We start from the raw sequence: 14871 nt of genomic DNA, 5'->3' as shown, positions 1-14871 counted from the left end.
CGATGCCGGCCATGGCGTCCAAGCCTTTTCCGGCCGGTGAGTGGTGTGCGGGGAGCGCTCTGGGGCGCGGCGGGCGGATTCGGGGTGGGACGGTCGCGCGCTCCGGCGAGCGGCGGGCGTGGTGCCCTGCCGGTGCGTCAGGTGAGGTGGGAGAGGTCCCGCGCGGTCAGGGTGATCTGCGGGACGCTCGCCCCGTGCCGTTCCGCCGCCTTGGCCAGGCGGCCACCGGTGAGGTCGCCGAAGCCGCCGCGCAGCGGGAAGAACGGCACGAAGGCGAGCTACCTCGTCAAGCTGCCCGAGGGCGCCCAGCGCACCGCCGAGGACGACGAAGCGCGCTTCCTGGTGGAGGTCACCGTGCCGCAGGGCGTCCTGTCCGAGCGCCGCCGGGCGGGTCTGGTCGAGGACGCGACGAAGACCGTCCTGTCCGCCGCCGGACTCACCACGGACGACGCCCTGCGCGTGTGGGTCCTGGTGCACGAACAGCCCGACGGCACCTGGGGCGCCGGCGGCGCCGTCGTCCGCCACGCAGCTCTGGTGGCGCTGGCGAAGCGGGCCGATGCGTGAACCGACCTACGTCGCCCGGCACCGTCGAGTGGCGTGAGGCGCCCGACCCGAAGCTCCCAGCCGCTGCCGGAGAAACACCTCAAGCCGGCCTTGACGCGGCGCTGGAGCCCGGGCGCAGGGTGAAAACCTGGTCGAGGCCGACAAGGGTGAGGACGCGCAGCAGGTTCGCCGGTACGGCGGTCAGGACGAGGTCGGCGTCGGCGGCCAGGGCGTGCTGGCGGGCGGCGAGGAGCGCGGTGATGCCCGAGGAGTCGCAGAACCGAAGTCCGGACAGGTCCATGACCAGGCACTGCCCCGGCGACAGGGAGAGCTGGTCGAGCCTGCCGCGGAGGACGGGGGCCTGGTCGAAGTCCAGGTCGCCGGCCACGTGCAGCACGGGGCCGGTCGCGGTGTCGTGCTGCCTGACGGTGAGTGGGTTCATGAGGTGTGATGCGTGGCCGGAGCGTTGACGGAAGGGGCGGCGGGAACGCCGAGGGCGAGCAGGGCGGTGTCGTCGTCGAGGCCGTCGCCGAAGCTCTCGAGCAGCTCGGTGAGGGCGTTGATCACCTCCTGCGGTCCGGCGGGCGCGTGCTTCTCGGCGAAGGCGTGCAGGGCGTCCTCGCCGTACAGGTCGTCGCGGCCCACGCCGAGGCGGGCCTCGGTGAGGCCGTCGGTGTACAGCACGAGCGTGTCACCGGGCGCCAGGACGGTCTCGGCGGTGCCGATCGGCGCGTCGGGGAGCACGCCGATGAGCAGTCCCCCGGGGGTCGGCAGGAACTCGGCGCGGCCGTCGGAGCGCAGGACGAGCGCCGGCGGGTGACCGCCGGAGGCGAGACGCACGCGCGTCGGCCCGTGCTCGCCGCCCGGTTCGACGATCCCGACGATGCAGGTGCAGTACCGGGGGTTGCCGTCACCGGTGTACCGCTCGTGCAGCACGGCGTTCAACGTGCTCAGCGCCGAGGCCGGATCCGGGTCGTGGTGGGCCGCGGCGCGCAGCGTGTAACGGGTCAGCGAGGTCAGGGAGGCGGCCTCCGGGCCCTTGCCGCACACGTCGCCGAGGAAGAACGCCCACCGGTCGCCGGTGACGGGGAACAGGTCGTAGAAGTCGCCGCCGAGCTGGTCCGGCGCGGCCGTGTGGTAGTGGACGGCCGTCTCCAGGCCCGGCACGACGGGCAGCGAGTCCGGCACGAGGGAGCGCTGAAGGACGGCGAGTGCGTCGGCCAGTCTGACCCGGTCGGCCTCGGCCTGCCGCCGTGCCTCGTCGGCCTCGGCGCGGGCCCGTTCGGCCTCCCGGCGGCGGTGCAGGAGCTCGTTCTCGTAGGCGCGGCGGTCGGAGGCGTCGAAGACGGTGATGCGGATCAGCAGCGGTTCGCCCTCGGTGCCGTGCTTGATCACGGCGGAGACCAGCACCGGCAGCGGACCGCCGCTGCGGCGCCGCATGTCCAGGGCGATGCCGCGCAGCTCGCCCTGCATGCGCAGCAGCGGAGCGAAGTGCGTCTCGTGGTACAGCTTGCCGCCGACGGTGAGCAGGTCCGTGAAGCGCTTGCGGCCCGCCACGGCTTCACGGTCCAGGCCGAGCCAGTCCAGCAGCGTCGTGTTGATCTTGGCGATGGTGCCGTCCATCATCGTGGACAGGTAACCGCAGGGCGCGGATTCGTACAGGTCGTCCGCGCAGTCCTCCAGCAGTGCGGAGAAGGCCGCGTCCGTGCTCGCGTGGCCCCCCGTCCCGGCGGGCTCCGGTACGCCGCCCGTACGGCACATCACTTCAGTGACTCCAGGAAGCCGAGGATCGCTTCCGTGGTGGCCTGCGGCGCGCTGAGCTGCGGGCAGTGGCCGGTGGCGTCGAGCGTGACCAGGCGGGACGCGGGAATCGCCGCGTGCACGTAGGCGCCGACCTCACGGGGTGCGATGGCGTCCTGCTCGCACTCCAGTACGAGCGTCGGCACGGACACGTTCTTCAGGTCCTCGCGGCTGTCGGTGAGGAACGTCGTGCGGGCGAAGACACGGGCGATGTCGGGGTCGGTGGCGCAGAAGCTGTTGGTCAGCTCCTCGCCCAGCTCCGGCCGCTCCGGGTTGCCCATGATCACCGGTGCCATCACGGACGACCAGCCCAGGTAGTTGGCCTCCAGGGAGGCGAGCAGCTCGTCGATGTCCTCCGTGCTGAAGCCGCCGCGGTAGCCCTCGTCGTCGAGGTAGCAGGGGGAGGGGGTCACCATGACGAGCGCCCCGATGCGCTCCGGGGCGGCCTGCGCGGCCAGCACTCCGACCATGGCACTGACCGAGTGCCCCACGAACACCGCCTGCCGCAGGTCCAGCTCCTCGCAGACGTCGACGACGTCGGCGGCGTAGCCCTGGAGCGAGGAGTACCGCTCCTCGCTCCAAGCCCCGAGGTCCGAGCCGCCGGAACCGACGTAGTCGAACAGCACCACCCGGTAGCGCTCGGCCAGCGCCGGCACCACGAGTCGCCACATGTTCTGATCGCAGCCGAACCCGTGTGCCAGGAGCAGCACCGGCGCGTCGTCGCGGCCGATGACGTTGACATTGTTCCTGCTGCGGATGTCCATACTGCCCATGCTCCCACCTCGGCCGGGGCCGTTCGACGGCGGGCCGGTGAGCAGGGTCTTCGCGACGGCGACGTCAGCCCAGGTACAGCGGTACCTTCGAGACCAGCGCGCCGAGCCCGGCCTGCTCCGCTGCGGTCGGCGGCCGCCTGCCGGTGCCGATCAGCAGTGCGTCCACGTCGTGGAAGGTGGACGGGAAGGGGCCTCCCGCGATCCGCTCCAGCATCTCCCGGGACCGGGCGAGCCCCTCCGCGGGCGGTTGCTCCGCGTCCGGGAGGTAGGCGATCAGGTCGAGGTGGTGCAGCGTCCACTCCATGACGTACGTGGACAGGAAGTCACCCACGGTGAGGACCTCGTCACGGGTGCCGACGCGGCCCGCGGGGTCGGCGAGCAGTGCGGCACGGCCGGCGGCGGACCCGACGTCGTCCAGATGGAACTTCAGCAGGTGCGGGTCCTCGTACGCGGCGGCCAGCCGGACGGTCAGCGCGTCGAGCGGGTCGTCACCGGTCGGCGGCGTGTCGGAGACGTCCCAGTACGTCAGCGAGTCACGGGTCGGTTCCCGGTCGGACGGAGTGGCCAGCGTGATCAGGACGTCCTGCGCGTCGACGATCAGATGGCACACCAGGTCCCGCACCAGCCAGCCGGTGCAGCCGGAGGGCCGCCCGAAGTCCTCGTCGGCCAGCTCGGCCACCGCCGCCCGCAACGCCGCCCAGGTGTGTGAGAAGAGATCCACCTCGGCACCGTAGTGCCGCGCCGCGACACCGGACAACCACATATCGGACGACCGCCCGGTCGGCGGAGGCCCGGCGGTGCGGTGGTGCGGTGGCGCCCGGCGAGGGCGAACGCGCCGGCATGGGGCCAACGCGCCCCGGTTGGGCAAGCGCGCCCGGCGAGGCGAGCGCGCGGGTGGGGCCACGCGCCCCGGTGGGGCAAGCGTGCCTTAGGGGGCAAATGGTGCCAGTCGGGGCTGAAGCGCCCTGTGGGGCACGCTAGCTCAGCGAGGCGAGCGAGCTCGGCAGGGTTGACGCGCCCCGGTGGGGCAAGCGCGAACGTCCCCGAACTGTGTGTCTTCGGCACGACGGACGGCGTGCTGGGCACCGCCCGCAATCCCTGGGACCCCACGCGTTCGGCGGGCGCCATGCGCAGCCACGTGCCCCGGTGGGCAAGCGCGCCTGACGGCGGACCCATCGAGATGGGGCCACGCGCCTGGTAGGTCAAGGAGCCCTACGGGGCAAGCAGTGCCAGCGGGCGGAAGCGCCCTGTGGGGCGCCCGAGCTCAGCGAGGCGAGCGAGCTCGTGCGGGCTGACGCCGCCCCGGTGGGGCAAGCGTGGGACGCGCCCCGGTGGGGCGAGCGCGCTCGGCGGGGCAAGCCGCGCCCAGCGAGGCAGACGCGCCGGGGTGGGGTCAACGCCCGGCGGCTGCGCGCCCCGGTTGGAAAAGCGTGCCCGGGGGCGAACGCACCAGGTGGGGCAAGCCGCCCGGCGAGCCTGACGCGCCGGGGTGGGGGCCAACGCCCGGCGGGGCCGACGTGCCCGCCGGTGCGTTCGCGCGCGGAGGGCTCAGCCCGCAACGCCCCCCGGCCGCGCCGCCGTGAGCGCGGCGAGTTCGTCCGGCGTCCGCGGTCCCGGTTCCGCGGTGGACAACAACCCCTGGGCGCGCAGGAGTTCCGCCGCCGCCGCGCCCCATGGCAGCCGTAGCCCGGCCTCGCGCAGCAGATCGGTGCGGGCCAGTGCCGTGGCCGCGGGTCCGGTGCGGACACCGGAGGGGGTGAGGAGCGCCGCGTCGTCGGCCCAGCGCAGGGCGAGGTCGACGTCGTGCGTGGCCATCACCACCGTGGTGCCGGCGGCGCGCAGTCCGTCGAGGGTCGTGAGCAGCCGTTCCTGGCCTTCGGGGTCGAGCCCGGCCGTCGGCTCGTCGAGGACGAGCACCCGCGGTCGCATCGCGACCGCGCCCGCGATGGCGGTGCGCTTGCGCTGCCCGTAGGAGAGCAGATGGGTGGGCCGGTCGGCCAGGGCCGTGATGTCCAGCGCGGCGAGCGCCTCCGCCACCCGCGCCCGCACCTGCGTGTCGTCCAGGCCCAGGTTCAGCGGCCCGAACGACACGTCCTGCTCCACCGACGCCGCGAACAACTGGTCGTCCGGGTCCTGCACCACCAGCTGCACGGTCGTCCGCAGCAGGGTCAGACCCTTGCGGTCGTACGACACCGGCCGCCCTTCGAGCGTCAGCCGCCCCTGGTGGGGCCGCAGTCCCCCGGAGAGCAGCCGCATCAGCGTGGTCTTGCCGCTGCCGTTGCGGCCGAGCAGCGCGAGCGCGCGCCCTTCGCGGATCTCGAAGTCGAGGCCGCTGAGCACGGCCGGGCCGTCCTCGTAGGCGAAGGACGCGCCCCGCAGGGCGACGAGGGCGGGCTCGCTCATGTCAGCGGCCTTTCCAGTACGAGGGTGAGGACGGCCAGCCCCGCGAGCAGCGCGCAACTGGCCGTCGTGAAGCGGACGGAGACCCGGGCCTCGGGCACCAGGACGCGCAGGGTGCCGTCGTAGCCGCGTCCGGCGAGCCCGGCCTGGAGCCGGGTGGCCCGGTCGAAGGCCCGGACGAACGCGGCGGCGCCGAGCCCGGCCAGGGAACGCCACTCCGCGGCCCGGCCCGTGTGCCCGAGCCGGGCCGCCTGGGCCTCCCGGATGCGGCGCACGGAGTCCAGCAGCAGGAAGCTCATCCGGTACGTCACCAGCGCGACGTCCACGACGGGCGCCGGGATCCCGGCCCGGATCAGGCGCGGCAGCAGGTCGGACAGGGGTGTGGTGAAGGCGAACAGCAGCACGCCCAGGGAGGCCGCCGAGGTGCGCAGCAGCAACTCCCCGGCCCGGACGGGGCCGTCGGGGGCGAAGGAGAAGAAACCCCCCGGCCCGCCGACCTGGACCAGCAGGGTGACCGCGCCGGTCACGCAGAAGCCCAGTGGCACCCGGTAGGCCCGCCACAGCCGCCGCGCGGGCACCCCGGCCGGCCCCAGCAGCACCACCAGGGCCGTCAGGAGCACCAGGGCCGCGCCCGGCCAGGGCGGCAGGGAGATCGCGAGCACGGTGAGGCCGAGCCCGAGCACGGCCTTGTCCACGGGATGGCGGCGGCGCCAGCGACTGCTGTGCGCCGCCGCGTCGATCGGCAGCACCCGGGATCAGTCCCGTTCCGCGGCGGACTTCGCGGCGGCGCCGGACAGCGCGCTGTCGGTCTCCCGCTCCAGCGCCCGCCGCTCACCCTGCCGGCGTCCCCGGCGCAGACCGAAGTAGTAGGCGAGGACACCGGTGCCGAGGGCCGCCTGGAGCGCGAAGAGCGCCGACTCGATCTCGCCGGACGGCGGCTCGTACAGCGGCGAGAACCACGGCTCGTAGTCCGGCTTCAGCTCGGTTATCGCCGTCTCGGCCTCGGAGTCGGAACCCGTGAACGGCTCCTTCTTGTGGTCACCGAGGCCGAGCGCCAAGGGCAGCACCGCGAGCGCTGCCACGGCGGCGAGCAGCATCAGGTTGATCTTCGTGTTCCTGGTCACCGGGCCACCGCCTCCGACTCGGCAGGGGCCTGCTTGTCGGCGAGGAGCACGCCCAGCCGGGTCAGTTCGCCCTTGCTGGACTGCACCAGCAGCCGCATCACGAGCACGGTCAGCAGGCCCTCGCTCACCGCGAGCGGGATCTGGGTCACGGCGAAGATGGAGCCGAACTTGGCGAGCGCGCCCAGGAAGCCGCTGCCCGGGTCGGGGAACGCGAGCGCCAGCTGCACGCTGGTGACGCAGTAGGTGGACAGGTCGGCGACGAACGCGCCGCAGAACACCGTCACCATCAGCGGCACGTCGTAGCGCCGCAGCAGCCGGTAGACGGCGTATCCGGCCCAGGGGCCGACGATCGCCATCGAGAAGACGTTGGCGCCGAGCGTGGTCAGACCGCCGTGCGCGAGCAGCAGCGCCTGGAAGAGCAGGGTGATGGTGCCCAGCACCGCCATGATGGGCGGCCGGAACAGGATGGCTCCCAGGCCCGTGCCGGTCGGGTGCGAGCAACTGCCGGTGACGGAGGGCAGTTTCAGGGCGGACAGGACGAAGGTGAAGGCGCCGGACGCACCGAGGAGCAGGGTGCTCTCGGGGTGCTCGCGCACTTCACGGGTGAGCGACCGGACCCCGTGGACGACGAACGGCGCCGACGCGACGCCCCAGGCGACCGCGTGCGCCGGAGGAAGGAAACCCTCGGCAATGTGCATGGCTCAGCAGACCCTCTCCAGCACCTCGTGGATGGTTGACGCGCCTTGGCCGGTCTCCTGGCTGACGGGTACCACCGCCCGGACTCCGCCTTCCCGGGTCACAAGGACCCAGTGGCTGCCCGTGAGGGCCGGAGCCGGACTTCCCGATTCACAGTGGCGAGGGCCGCACCGGCATCACACCGGATTTCCCGTTCACCAAGGCCTGGTGACAATAAGGCCGGGGTAAGGGCGATGACAAGCCACCCATGGGGGCGCGCGAGGGGGCGTCCGCTCGCACGCCGGCGCATCCCCCCGCTGATCCACGCGCTGCGCGCACGGCCGCGTCGTCCGGCGTCCGGGCCGTGTCAGTCGTCGCCGCCCTCGTCCCCGCCGTCGTCACCCTCCCCGTCCTGCCCGGCCTGCGGGTCCTGCGGGTTCGGCTGCGCCGGGCCGCCGTCACCCGCCTCCTCCGCCGGAGGCGCGGCGCCGGGCGGGGCCGCGGCAGGGGTCGGGGAAGCGGCCGGCGCGGACGCGGTGACATCGGCCACGGTTCCGGTGGCCGGCGTGCCGGCTGCCCCCTGGCCGGACCCCGGACCGGCCCCCTGGCCGGATGCGGGCTCGGTGGAGGGGGACGCGGCGGAGCCGGCGGACGGCGTCGCGGCCGGACTGCTCGCGGACGGGGACGCGTCGGGTTCCGTGCCCTCCGCCGTGGTGTCGGGGGAGAACCAGCGCATGCCGATGAGCATCGCGGCGAGGAAGAGGGCCGCGGCGGCGGCCGTCGCGACCAGCCTCGGCCGGTTGCCGGGACCGCCGCGCCCGCGCGAGCGGCCCGAACGCCCCGCCTGGGCCGCCCGGGCCGCGGTGCGGTGCCCCGTGGTCGCGGGCAGCGCGTACGTGGTCGGGCTGCCCGCCTCGGCGGCGTACCGGCCCGGGGGCGCGGACAGCGCCGTCGGCGCGGGCCGCGGCCGCAGCGGCGGCGGCGAGACCTCCGGCAACGGCTCGGGCAGGCCCCGCCAGGCGCCCCCGGCGAACCACTCGGCGGCCTGCTGGGCGGTGGGCCGGTCCTCGGGCTGCTTGGCGAGCAGCCCGAGGAGGTAGTTCTCGAACGCCGGGGGCAGTCCGGAGACACCGAGGTCGCGAGGCGGCACGGGGGCCGAGTCGAGGTGCTGGTGGAGAAGGGCGACGGCGGTGTCGGCCTGGAACGGAGGACGGCCGCTGAGCAGTTGGTAGAGCACACAGCCCAGGGAGTACATGTCGGAGGCGGGCCCGGCGGGCTTGCCCAGGGCCCGTTCGGGCGCGAGGTAGAGGCCGGTGCCGACGATCTGGCCGGTGGCGGTGAGCGCGGCGCCCGGGTCGTCGAGGAACCGCGCGATGCCGAAGTCACCGATCTTCAGCGTGCCCTGGGTGTCCAGCAGCAGGTTGGCGGGTTTGACGTCCCGGTGCACGATGCCCTGCCCGTGGGCGGCGGCGAGCCCCGCGGACGCCTGCGCGGCGAGCCGGGCCACCTCCTCGGCGGGAAGCGCGCCGGACTTGGTCAGCACCCCGGCGAGACTGTCGCCCTCGACCAGTTCCATCACGAGGTACAGCCGGTTGTCGTACTCGCCGAAGTCCAGGACACCGACGACGTTGGGGTGGTTGAGACGCCCGGCGGTCTGCGCCTCCAGTCGGAACCGGGAGGTCGCCGTGGCGTCGGTGTCCTGGGGCAGCAGCAGCTTGAGGGCCACCGCTCTGGCGAGCGTCTCGTCGTACGCGCGCCAGACCTCTCCCATTCCACCGCGCCCGATCTCAACATCCAGCCGGTAGCGGCCCGCTAGCAGCACTCGTCCTCGTCTCATGCGTGTGGGAAGGTCGTCGCCGCAGGCCGAACTCCCCGCTCGTGCGCGGGGATTGGCAGGGGCGCCGCAGCCGACCCAGGATACTGGCGCGGTATGACCACGGAGCCCCACAGCGGTGTCCCCGGACGGTACGGCCGCGGAAAACGCCGGGCGGGACGGCCGCACGCCGGGTGACACCCCCGCGCACCCGGTTCCCGCCGCGCGCGGGGCGCCTCCCGACCCCGTTTCAGGCCGTCGCGCCCGCCTCCTTCACCCGGCGCGGCAGCAGGAACACGGCCAGGGCGGGTACGGCCGCGAGGACCAGCCACGGCACGGCGGGCGGCAGGCCCAGATCGAGCAGGGAGCCCGTGGCCGCGCTGCCGGCGAGGACGATCAGGCCGGAGACGGACGACAGCGCACCCATGTAGAGGCCGAGCCGCCCCTCCTCGGCGAGGTCCGGCACCCAGGCGCGCGCGGCGGGTACGACCAGCATCTGCCCCACCGTGAGCAAGATCACGAAGCCCGCGGCCGGCAGCAGCCCCGCGGTGCCCGTCCAGCCCGCGGGCCGGGCGGCGGCCACCACCGCGAAACCGGACGCGATCAGCAGCAGTCCGGCGGCCATGGAGTGGCGCAGATCCAGCCGCTCGCCCGCCCAGTGGGTCACCGGCAGCTGCGTGAAGACCACCAGCACCGAGGACAGCGCGAAGAGCCAGGACAGGGGCGCCTGGGAGCCCGCCGCACGCTGCACCTCGTCCGGCAGGGCCAGATACAGCTGGTTGTAGGCGAGCAGATAGGTGCCGTACGCGCAGCACAGGGCGAGGAAACGCCTGTCGCGCAGCAGGACACGCATCCCGCCGCGCTCCCGGACGCGGACCCGGCCGGGAATGTGCTGCGGCATCAGCCACAGGTGCCCGGCGAGGACGAGCACGAACACCCCGGCGCCGGCCAGGCAGGCCGTGCGGAAGTCCACCGCGAGGAGCAGCGCCCCGAGCAGCGGCCCGGCGAACGCCCCGACTTGGCCCGCCACGCTGAACAGGGCCAGGACCCGGGTGCGCGGACCGTGCCCCTCCTCCTCCCAGACCACCGCCTGGCGGGCCACCTCGGACTCCACGGCCGGGGAGAACAGCGCGGCGGCGAAGCCGATCACCAGCACCGCCCCGATCACGGCACCGCTCGCCTGCGCGTACCCGAGCCACACGAACCCGGCGACGCGCAGAACGCAGCCGGCCAGCACCACCGGCCGCACCCCGAACCGGTCGACGAGCCACCCGCCGACCACGAAGAGGCCCTGCTGGCTGAAGGTGCGCAGGCCGAGCACGAACCCGACCAGCCAGCCCGCCATGCCGATCGCGGTGCCGAGGTGCTCGGCGAGGAACGGCAGCACCGCGTAGAAACCGATGTTGAAGGCGAGCTGCGTGAGGATCAGCAGCCGCAGCAGCGGCGACAGTTCCCTGCACAGACGCCAGGTGCCGTCGCGCACCCCGGCGTCGGAGGTACGGGCGGACTTGCGGGCGAGGGCACGGGAGAGGAGACCGGTCATCGTTCTTCTGTCGGTGAGGCGGACATGGGCGTCAGGAGGGCGGCGGGGCGGTCCGGCCGCCCGAGCCGGACCCGTGCGGCCCGGTCGGCGGGCGGTTCGGCCGGGGGCGTGGGCCGGGTGCGGCGCCGGGGCAGGCGCAGGCCCCCCGCGGCCGTCACGGCGAGCGCCCCGAGCAGGGCGAGCACGGCGGCGGGGAACAGGACGGCCCACGGGGCGCGCTCGGCGTACGGCTGGTTCTCGGCGAGCAGCAGGCCCCACTCGGGGGACGGCGGCTGGGCGCCCAGCCCGAGGAAGCCGAGCGCGGCGAGACCCAGCGCGACGCCCGGCAGCCGCAGCAGGGCGTGGCGGGCGACCGGGGGCACGACGGCGGGCAGCAGTTCGTGCCGGAGCAGGTACCAGCGGCCCGCGCCCAGCGCCCGGGTGGCCGTCAGATGGGTGGTCGCACGCTCCTCCCGCAGCAGCGAGGAGGCGTGCGCGGCCAGCGGGGACCAGGCCACGACGGCCACGGCCAGGGCGGGTGTCCAGGGGCCGCTGCCCGCGATGCCGGTGACGAGGAGACCGGCCAGCACCGGCGGCAGCGCGCTGACGGTGTCGACCAGCGGCCCGGACAGCCTCGGCACCAGCCCCAGCAGCAGCCCCACGACGAGGGCGGCGGCACTCACCGCGACGGCGAGGCCGAGGGTGGTCAGCGCCCCGTGGGAGATCCGGGCGAGGACGTCCCGGCCGAGCGCGTCCGTCCCGAAGGGATGCGCCGGGGAGGGGGGCCGCAGCCGGGCGAGGGTGTCCAGGGCGAGCGGGTCGCGGGCCAGCCCGGATCCGATGACGGCGGCCAGCAGCGCTCCGTAGAGCAGCGGCAGGGCGCGGGGCGCGGGCGGCCGGGGCCGGTGCAGGGACTGCAGGGCGCCGTCGCGCAGCGCCGGCCCGACCAGCAGCCGGGCGGCGAGCCGGGCGAGGACCCCGGCGGTGGCCGCGAGCAGCACCAGGGCGAGCGTGCCGGTCTGCAGGACGGGCAGGTCCTGGGCCAGGGCGGCGTGCAGGGTGAGCCGGCCCAGCCCCGGGATGTCGAAGATCTGCTCGACGGCGACCGAGCCGCCGGTCAGACCGACGACGAACAGCCCCAGGTTGGTCAGCAGTCCGGGCACGCAGCGGCGCACCGCCTGCCGCGCCACGGACCTCGGCGGCACACCGCGTGCCGCGGCCGCCATGACCCAGGGCTCGCCGAACGCGCCGGGCAGCAGGTCGTCGAGCATCCGTCCCAGGACCGCCCCGGCGGGCAGGCCCAGGGCGAGCGAGGGCAGCACCATCCACTGCGGCCCGTACCAGCCCAGCGCGGGCAGCCAGCCGAGCTGCACGCCGATCACCGAGGCCAGTACCGAGGCGACGAGGAACTCGGGCAGCGCGGCCAGCACGGCCGTGGCGGTCCCGCCGGGACGGCGCGCCCCGAGCCCGCCCCGCGTGCCCAGCCGCAGCGTACGGGCGCAGACGGCGGCGGCCGTGACCGCGGCGACCGTCAGGGCCCCGGCCATCAGCAGCAGCGACACGCCGAGGGCCTGCACCACGCCCGGCAGCACCTGGCCGCCGGACACCCAGGAGGTGCCCGCGTCCCCGTGCAGCAGCCCGCCCAGCCAGCGGCCGAGCAGCGGCAGCGGGCCGTCGTCGAGGCCCAGTTGGTCCCGGATGGCGCGCAGGGTCTCCGGAGTGGGATCGCGGTCCGCCGACCGGGCCCGCAGGACGGTCAGCGCGGGATCGGTGTGCGACAGCCAGGGCAGCAGACCGATGCCGCACACCAGGGCGGCCATGAGCGCGGCCCGCCACAGCAGCGTCGGGGCGGCGCCGCCCGCGAGTGCGCGCAGAGCGGCGGACGCGCTGTTCATCGAGGGTGTGTGCGAGCTTTTCAGCGCCGGGTCCCCGTACCTATGAGGGTGCGCTCGTACGGGTCGGGCAGCGCGCCCCGCACGGAGGTCGCGATGCCCGCGACCAGCTTCAGATGCACCAGCGGGATCACCGCGTCGGTGCCGAGGACGGCCGCTTCCGCCTTCATGGCGGCGGCCTGCCGCTGGGCGGTGTCCGCCTCGGCCTGGGCGTCGGCCACCAGCTTGTCGACCTTCTTGTCGCACAGGAACGACAGGTTGCCCGGGGCGTCGCAGGTGTAGTCGCTCGCGAGGACGGTGACCGGGTCGCCGGTGTCCAGCATCATGTTGCGGGAGAAGACGACGGCGTCGAAGGCGCCAGCCATCATGTCCCCTTCGAGGCGCGCGTAGGTGCGCACCTCCAGCTTCACCTTGAAACCGGCCTTCTGGAGCTGCTGTTGCAGCACCTGGGCGGCCTCCGGCAGCTCGGGCCGGTCGCTGTAGGTGGCGAGGGTGATGCTCTTGCCGTCGGGGTCGGTCGCCCGTGCCCGTCCGGCCGGTTCGACGCGCTTGCCGGCGGCCCAGGTCAGGGCGGGCCCGTACAGGCCCTGGGCGGGCACGGCGTACCCCTCGTACGCGCCCTTGGCGATGACGGAGGTGTCGATGGCCTCGCGTGCGGCGGCCCGCAGCCCCGCGTCGGTGAAGGCGCCCGACTTGGTGTTGAGGTAAAGGCTGGTGTTGCGGGCGGTGTTGATCTCGTGGACGTCGTCCTTGTCCAGGGAGGCGACCTGGGCGACGGGGAGGGACTCGGCGATGTCGACGTCGCCGGTGCGCAGGGCGTTGGCGCGGGCGGTGCCGTCGGAGACGAACCTGGCGGTCACGCCGGACGCCTGGGCCCGGCCGCCCCAGTAGTCGTCGAAGCGGTCCAGGGTGGCCCCGGTGTCTCCATTGATCCTGGTGAGTGCGAAGGGGCCGGTCGCGGTGCCGACGACGTCCACCGTGCCCTTCGCGCCGTAGGCCTTGGGGGCGAACACCGAGAGGGAGGGGTTCGACAGGCGCAGCGGCAGCACGGGGTCGGGCTTCGCGGTGGCGACCCGGACCCGCCTGTCGTTCTCGGCCGTGGCGGTCAGCTGCACGCCGGATATCGCCGCCGGCGCGGGGTCGGCCTTCCCGGCGGCCGTGAGGGCCCCGGCGACGGCCTTGGCGGTGACGGCCTCGCCGTTCTGGAACTTCGCGTCCCGCAGGGTGAACACCCAGCTCCTGCCGCCGTTCTCACTGCTCCACGACTCGGCGAGCGCGGGAACGGCCGTGCCGTTGGCGTCCAGCTTGGTCAGCCCCTCGACGACACCGAGCCGGGACAGGAGCATCGCGTCCTGGCCGAACGGCGAGTAGTTCTCGGTCGGGGCGAAGGGGAGGGCGACACGCAGACGTGCGCCTGCGGGGGAGTCGGAGGAGGCCGAGGTGTCGTCACCGGAGGACGCGAAACAACCGGAGAGCACGGGCAGCGCGAGCAGGCCGGACATGAGCCGGAGGCGGGTGGTTCTCATAGAGTATATGAATATCATTTTCGTTAGATGGGCGGTACGGGCGGGGTGCCTCGGCCGCGCGGCGTCACGCCAGCGGCACCTCGAAGTGCACGGCGCCGCTGCCCCCGCCGGGCACCTCCTCCCGCTCGTCGCACAGCTCCTTGCCCAGTGCTCGCCACAGGCCCATCGCGCCGGGGGAGTGCGGGTACGTGTGCAGGTACACGGACCGGTATCCGCCGTCGGCCCGGGCGAACTCCAGCAGCTCGTCGACCAGTTGACGGGCCAGCCCGCGGCGCCGGTGCTCGGGGCGCACGTACACCCGCCGGAGCTGGGCGGTCTCACCCGAAGGGAATCGCTCGGCCAGCCAGCGCGGGTTCGGCGGGTGCGCCGGGCCGCGCGCGTCGAGTGCCGCCGTGGCCGCCACCGTCCCGTCCCGCTCGTCGACGGCGACCAGGAGGGTGTGCCGGGGCGGCGTGAGGTAGAACGACACCGGGTCGATGATGTCGGCGTGCCACCGTGGCACATAGCCGGTGGCGAAGTCTCGGTACACCGTGTCGAGCATCACCGCCCGGGCATCGTCGACGTCGGCCTCCGTGGCCTGCCTGATGCTGTAGTCACGCATTTGCGCATCATATGCAAGAAGAGATCTCAGGCCGGGCCGGGGGTCCGTCGGCATGCACGGGACGGCCGCGGATCGGCCCGGCTGGGGGGCGGTCGGCCCGAGAGGAGGGGCGGTCGGCCGGGAGGAGGGACGGTCGGCCCGGTCGGAGACGCAATCGGCCCTGCGAGGAAGCCGGTCGGCCCGGGAGGAGAGGCGATCGGCC

Annotated in this window: 14 protein-coding genes and 1 riboswitch; of the genes, 1 reads left to right on the top strand and 13 read right to left on the bottom strand. The window is 74.2% G+C overall.

Annotated features, from left to right (window positions below):
- Positions 1-228 precede the first annotated feature (228 nt).
- A complete protein-coding gene (locus AB0I06_RS00730; protein ID WP_363116537.1) occupies positions 229-564 on the top strand; it encodes a tautomerase family protein in 336 nt (111 codons plus the stop codon).
- A gap of 79 nt (positions 565-643) precedes the next feature.
- Here AB0I06_RS00730 and AB0I06_RS00725 read toward each other — a convergent pair whose 3' ends face one another.
- From AB0I06_RS00725 to AB0I06_RS00665, 13 genes are all read right to left on the bottom strand, one after another.
- Positions 644-985: an STAS domain-containing protein gene (locus AB0I06_RS00725; RefSeq protein ID WP_363116536.1), complete on the bottom strand. Its 342-nt coding sequence runs from the start codon at positions 983-985 to the stop codon at positions 644-646.
- Positions 982-2304: a SpoIIE family protein phosphatase gene (locus tag AB0I06_RS00720; RefSeq protein ID WP_363116535.1), complete on the bottom strand. Its 1323-nt coding sequence runs from the start codon at positions 2302-2304 to the stop codon at positions 982-984. Before AB0I06_RS00720 ends, AB0I06_RS00725 begins: the two co-directional genes overlap by 4 nt.
- Positions 2304-3107: an alpha/beta hydrolase gene (locus AB0I06_RS00715; RefSeq protein ID WP_363117008.1), complete on the bottom strand. Its 804-nt coding sequence runs from the start codon at positions 3105-3107 to the stop codon at positions 2304-2306. The genes AB0I06_RS00720 and AB0I06_RS00715 overlap by 1 nt, the downstream gene beginning before the upstream one ends.
- A gap of 73 nt (positions 3108-3180) precedes the next feature.
- Positions 3181-3837 (bottom strand): maleylpyruvate isomerase N-terminal domain-containing protein, encoded by a 657-nt coding sequence (locus tag AB0I06_RS00710; protein WP_363116534.1) that lies wholly within the window; start codon positions 3835-3837, stop codon positions 3181-3183.
- A gap of 827 nt (positions 3838-4664) precedes the next feature.
- Positions 4665-5519 carry an ATP-binding cassette domain-containing protein gene (locus AB0I06_RS00705; RefSeq protein WP_363116533.1) on the bottom strand — a complete coding sequence of 285 codons (855 nt, stop codon included), beginning with the start codon at positions 5517-5519 and terminating at the stop codon, positions 4665-4667.
- A complete protein-coding gene (gene cbiQ / locus AB0I06_RS00700) occupies positions 5516-6265 on the bottom strand; it encodes a cobalt ECF transporter T component CbiQ (RefSeq protein ID WP_363116532.1) in 750 nt (249 codons plus the stop codon). Before cbiQ ends, AB0I06_RS00705 begins: the two co-directional genes overlap by 4 nt.
- 6 nt (positions 6266-6271) lie before the next feature.
- A complete protein-coding gene (locus tag AB0I06_RS00695) occupies positions 6272-6640 on the bottom strand; it encodes an energy-coupling factor ABC transporter substrate-binding protein (protein ID WP_363116531.1) in 369 nt (122 codons plus the stop codon).
- Positions 6637-7338 (bottom strand): energy-coupling factor ABC transporter permease, encoded by a 702-nt coding sequence (locus AB0I06_RS00690; protein ID WP_363116530.1) that lies wholly within the window; start codon positions 7336-7338, stop codon positions 6637-6639. The genes AB0I06_RS00695 and AB0I06_RS00690 overlap by 4 nt, the downstream gene beginning before the upstream one ends.
- 29 nt (positions 7339-7367) lie before the next feature.
- Positions 7368-7553, bottom strand: a riboswitch (cobalamin riboswitch).
- A 129-nt stretch (positions 7554-7682) separates the two neighbouring features.
- Positions 7683-9086, bottom strand: coding sequence for a serine/threonine-protein kinase (locus AB0I06_RS00685; protein WP_363117007.1), 1404 nt, complete (start codon positions 9084-9086; stop codon positions 7683-7685).
- Between the two features lie 292 nt (positions 9087-9378).
- Positions 9379-10671, bottom strand: coding sequence for an MFS transporter (locus AB0I06_RS00680; protein WP_363116529.1), 1293 nt, complete (start codon positions 10669-10671; stop codon positions 9379-9381).
- On the bottom strand, positions 10668-12545 hold the full coding sequence (locus AB0I06_RS00675; protein ID WP_363116528.1) for an ABC transporter permease subunit: 1878 nt from the start codon (positions 12543-12545) through the stop codon (positions 10668-10670). Before AB0I06_RS00675 ends, AB0I06_RS00680 begins: the two co-directional genes overlap by 4 nt.
- A gap of 20 nt (positions 12546-12565) precedes the next feature.
- A complete protein-coding gene (locus AB0I06_RS00670) occupies positions 12566-14068 on the bottom strand; it encodes an ABC transporter substrate-binding protein (RefSeq protein ID WP_363116527.1) in 1503 nt (500 codons plus the stop codon).
- A gap of 64 nt (positions 14069-14132) precedes the next feature.
- The gene (locus tag AB0I06_RS00665) at positions 14133-14669 is read right to left on the bottom strand and encodes a GNAT family N-acetyltransferase (protein WP_363116526.1); all 537 of its coding nucleotides are present in this window, start codon (positions 14667-14669) and stop codon (positions 14133-14135) included.
- Positions 14670-14871: the final 202 nt, after the last annotated feature.

It is taken from the genome of Streptomyces sp. NPDC050674 (assembly GCF_040654575.1).
Classification (GTDB): domain Bacteria; phylum Actinomycetota; class Actinomycetes; order Streptomycetales; family Streptomycetaceae; genus Streptomyces.
This window is presented reverse-complemented; position numbering and strand designations above follow the sequence as displayed.

Coding starts and splice junctions, on each gene's coding strand:
- AB0I06_RS00725 (WP_363116536.1), bottom strand. CDS start 985: ATGAACCCACTCACCGTCAGGCAGCACGACACCGCGACCGGCCCCGTG.
- AB0I06_RS00720 (WP_363116535.1), bottom strand. CDS start 2,304: ATGTGCCGTACGGGCGGCGTACCGGAGCCCGCCGGGACGGGGGGCCAC.
- AB0I06_RS00715 (WP_363117008.1), bottom strand. CDS start 3,107: ATGGACATCCGCAGCAGGAACAATGTCAACGTCATCGGCCGCGACGAC.
- AB0I06_RS00705 (WP_363116533.1), bottom strand. CDS start 5,519: ATGAGCGAGCCCGCCCTCGTCGCCCTGCGGGGCGCGTCCTTCGCCTAC.
- AB0I06_RS00690 (WP_363116530.1), bottom strand. CDS start 7,338: ATGCACATTGCCGAGGGTTTCCTTCCTCCGGCGCACGCGGTCGCCTGG.
- AB0I06_RS00685 (WP_363117007.1), bottom strand. CDS start 9,086: ATGGGAGAGGTCTGGCGCGCGTACGACGAGACGCTCGCCAGAGCGGTG.
- AB0I06_RS00680 (WP_363116529.1), bottom strand. CDS start 10,671: ATGACCGGTCTCCTCTCCCGTGCCCTCGCCCGCAAGTCCGCCCGTACC.
- AB0I06_RS00675 (WP_363116528.1), bottom strand. CDS start 12,545: ATGAACAGCGCGTCCGCCGCTCTGCGCGCACTCGCGGGCGGCGCCGCC.
- AB0I06_RS00670 (WP_363116527.1), bottom strand. CDS start 14,068: ATGAGAACCACCCGCCTCCGGCTCATGTCCGGCCTGCTCGCGCTGCCC.
- AB0I06_RS00665 (WP_363116526.1), bottom strand. CDS start 14,669: ATGCGTGACTACAGCATCAGGCAGGCCACGGAGGCCGACGTCGACGAT.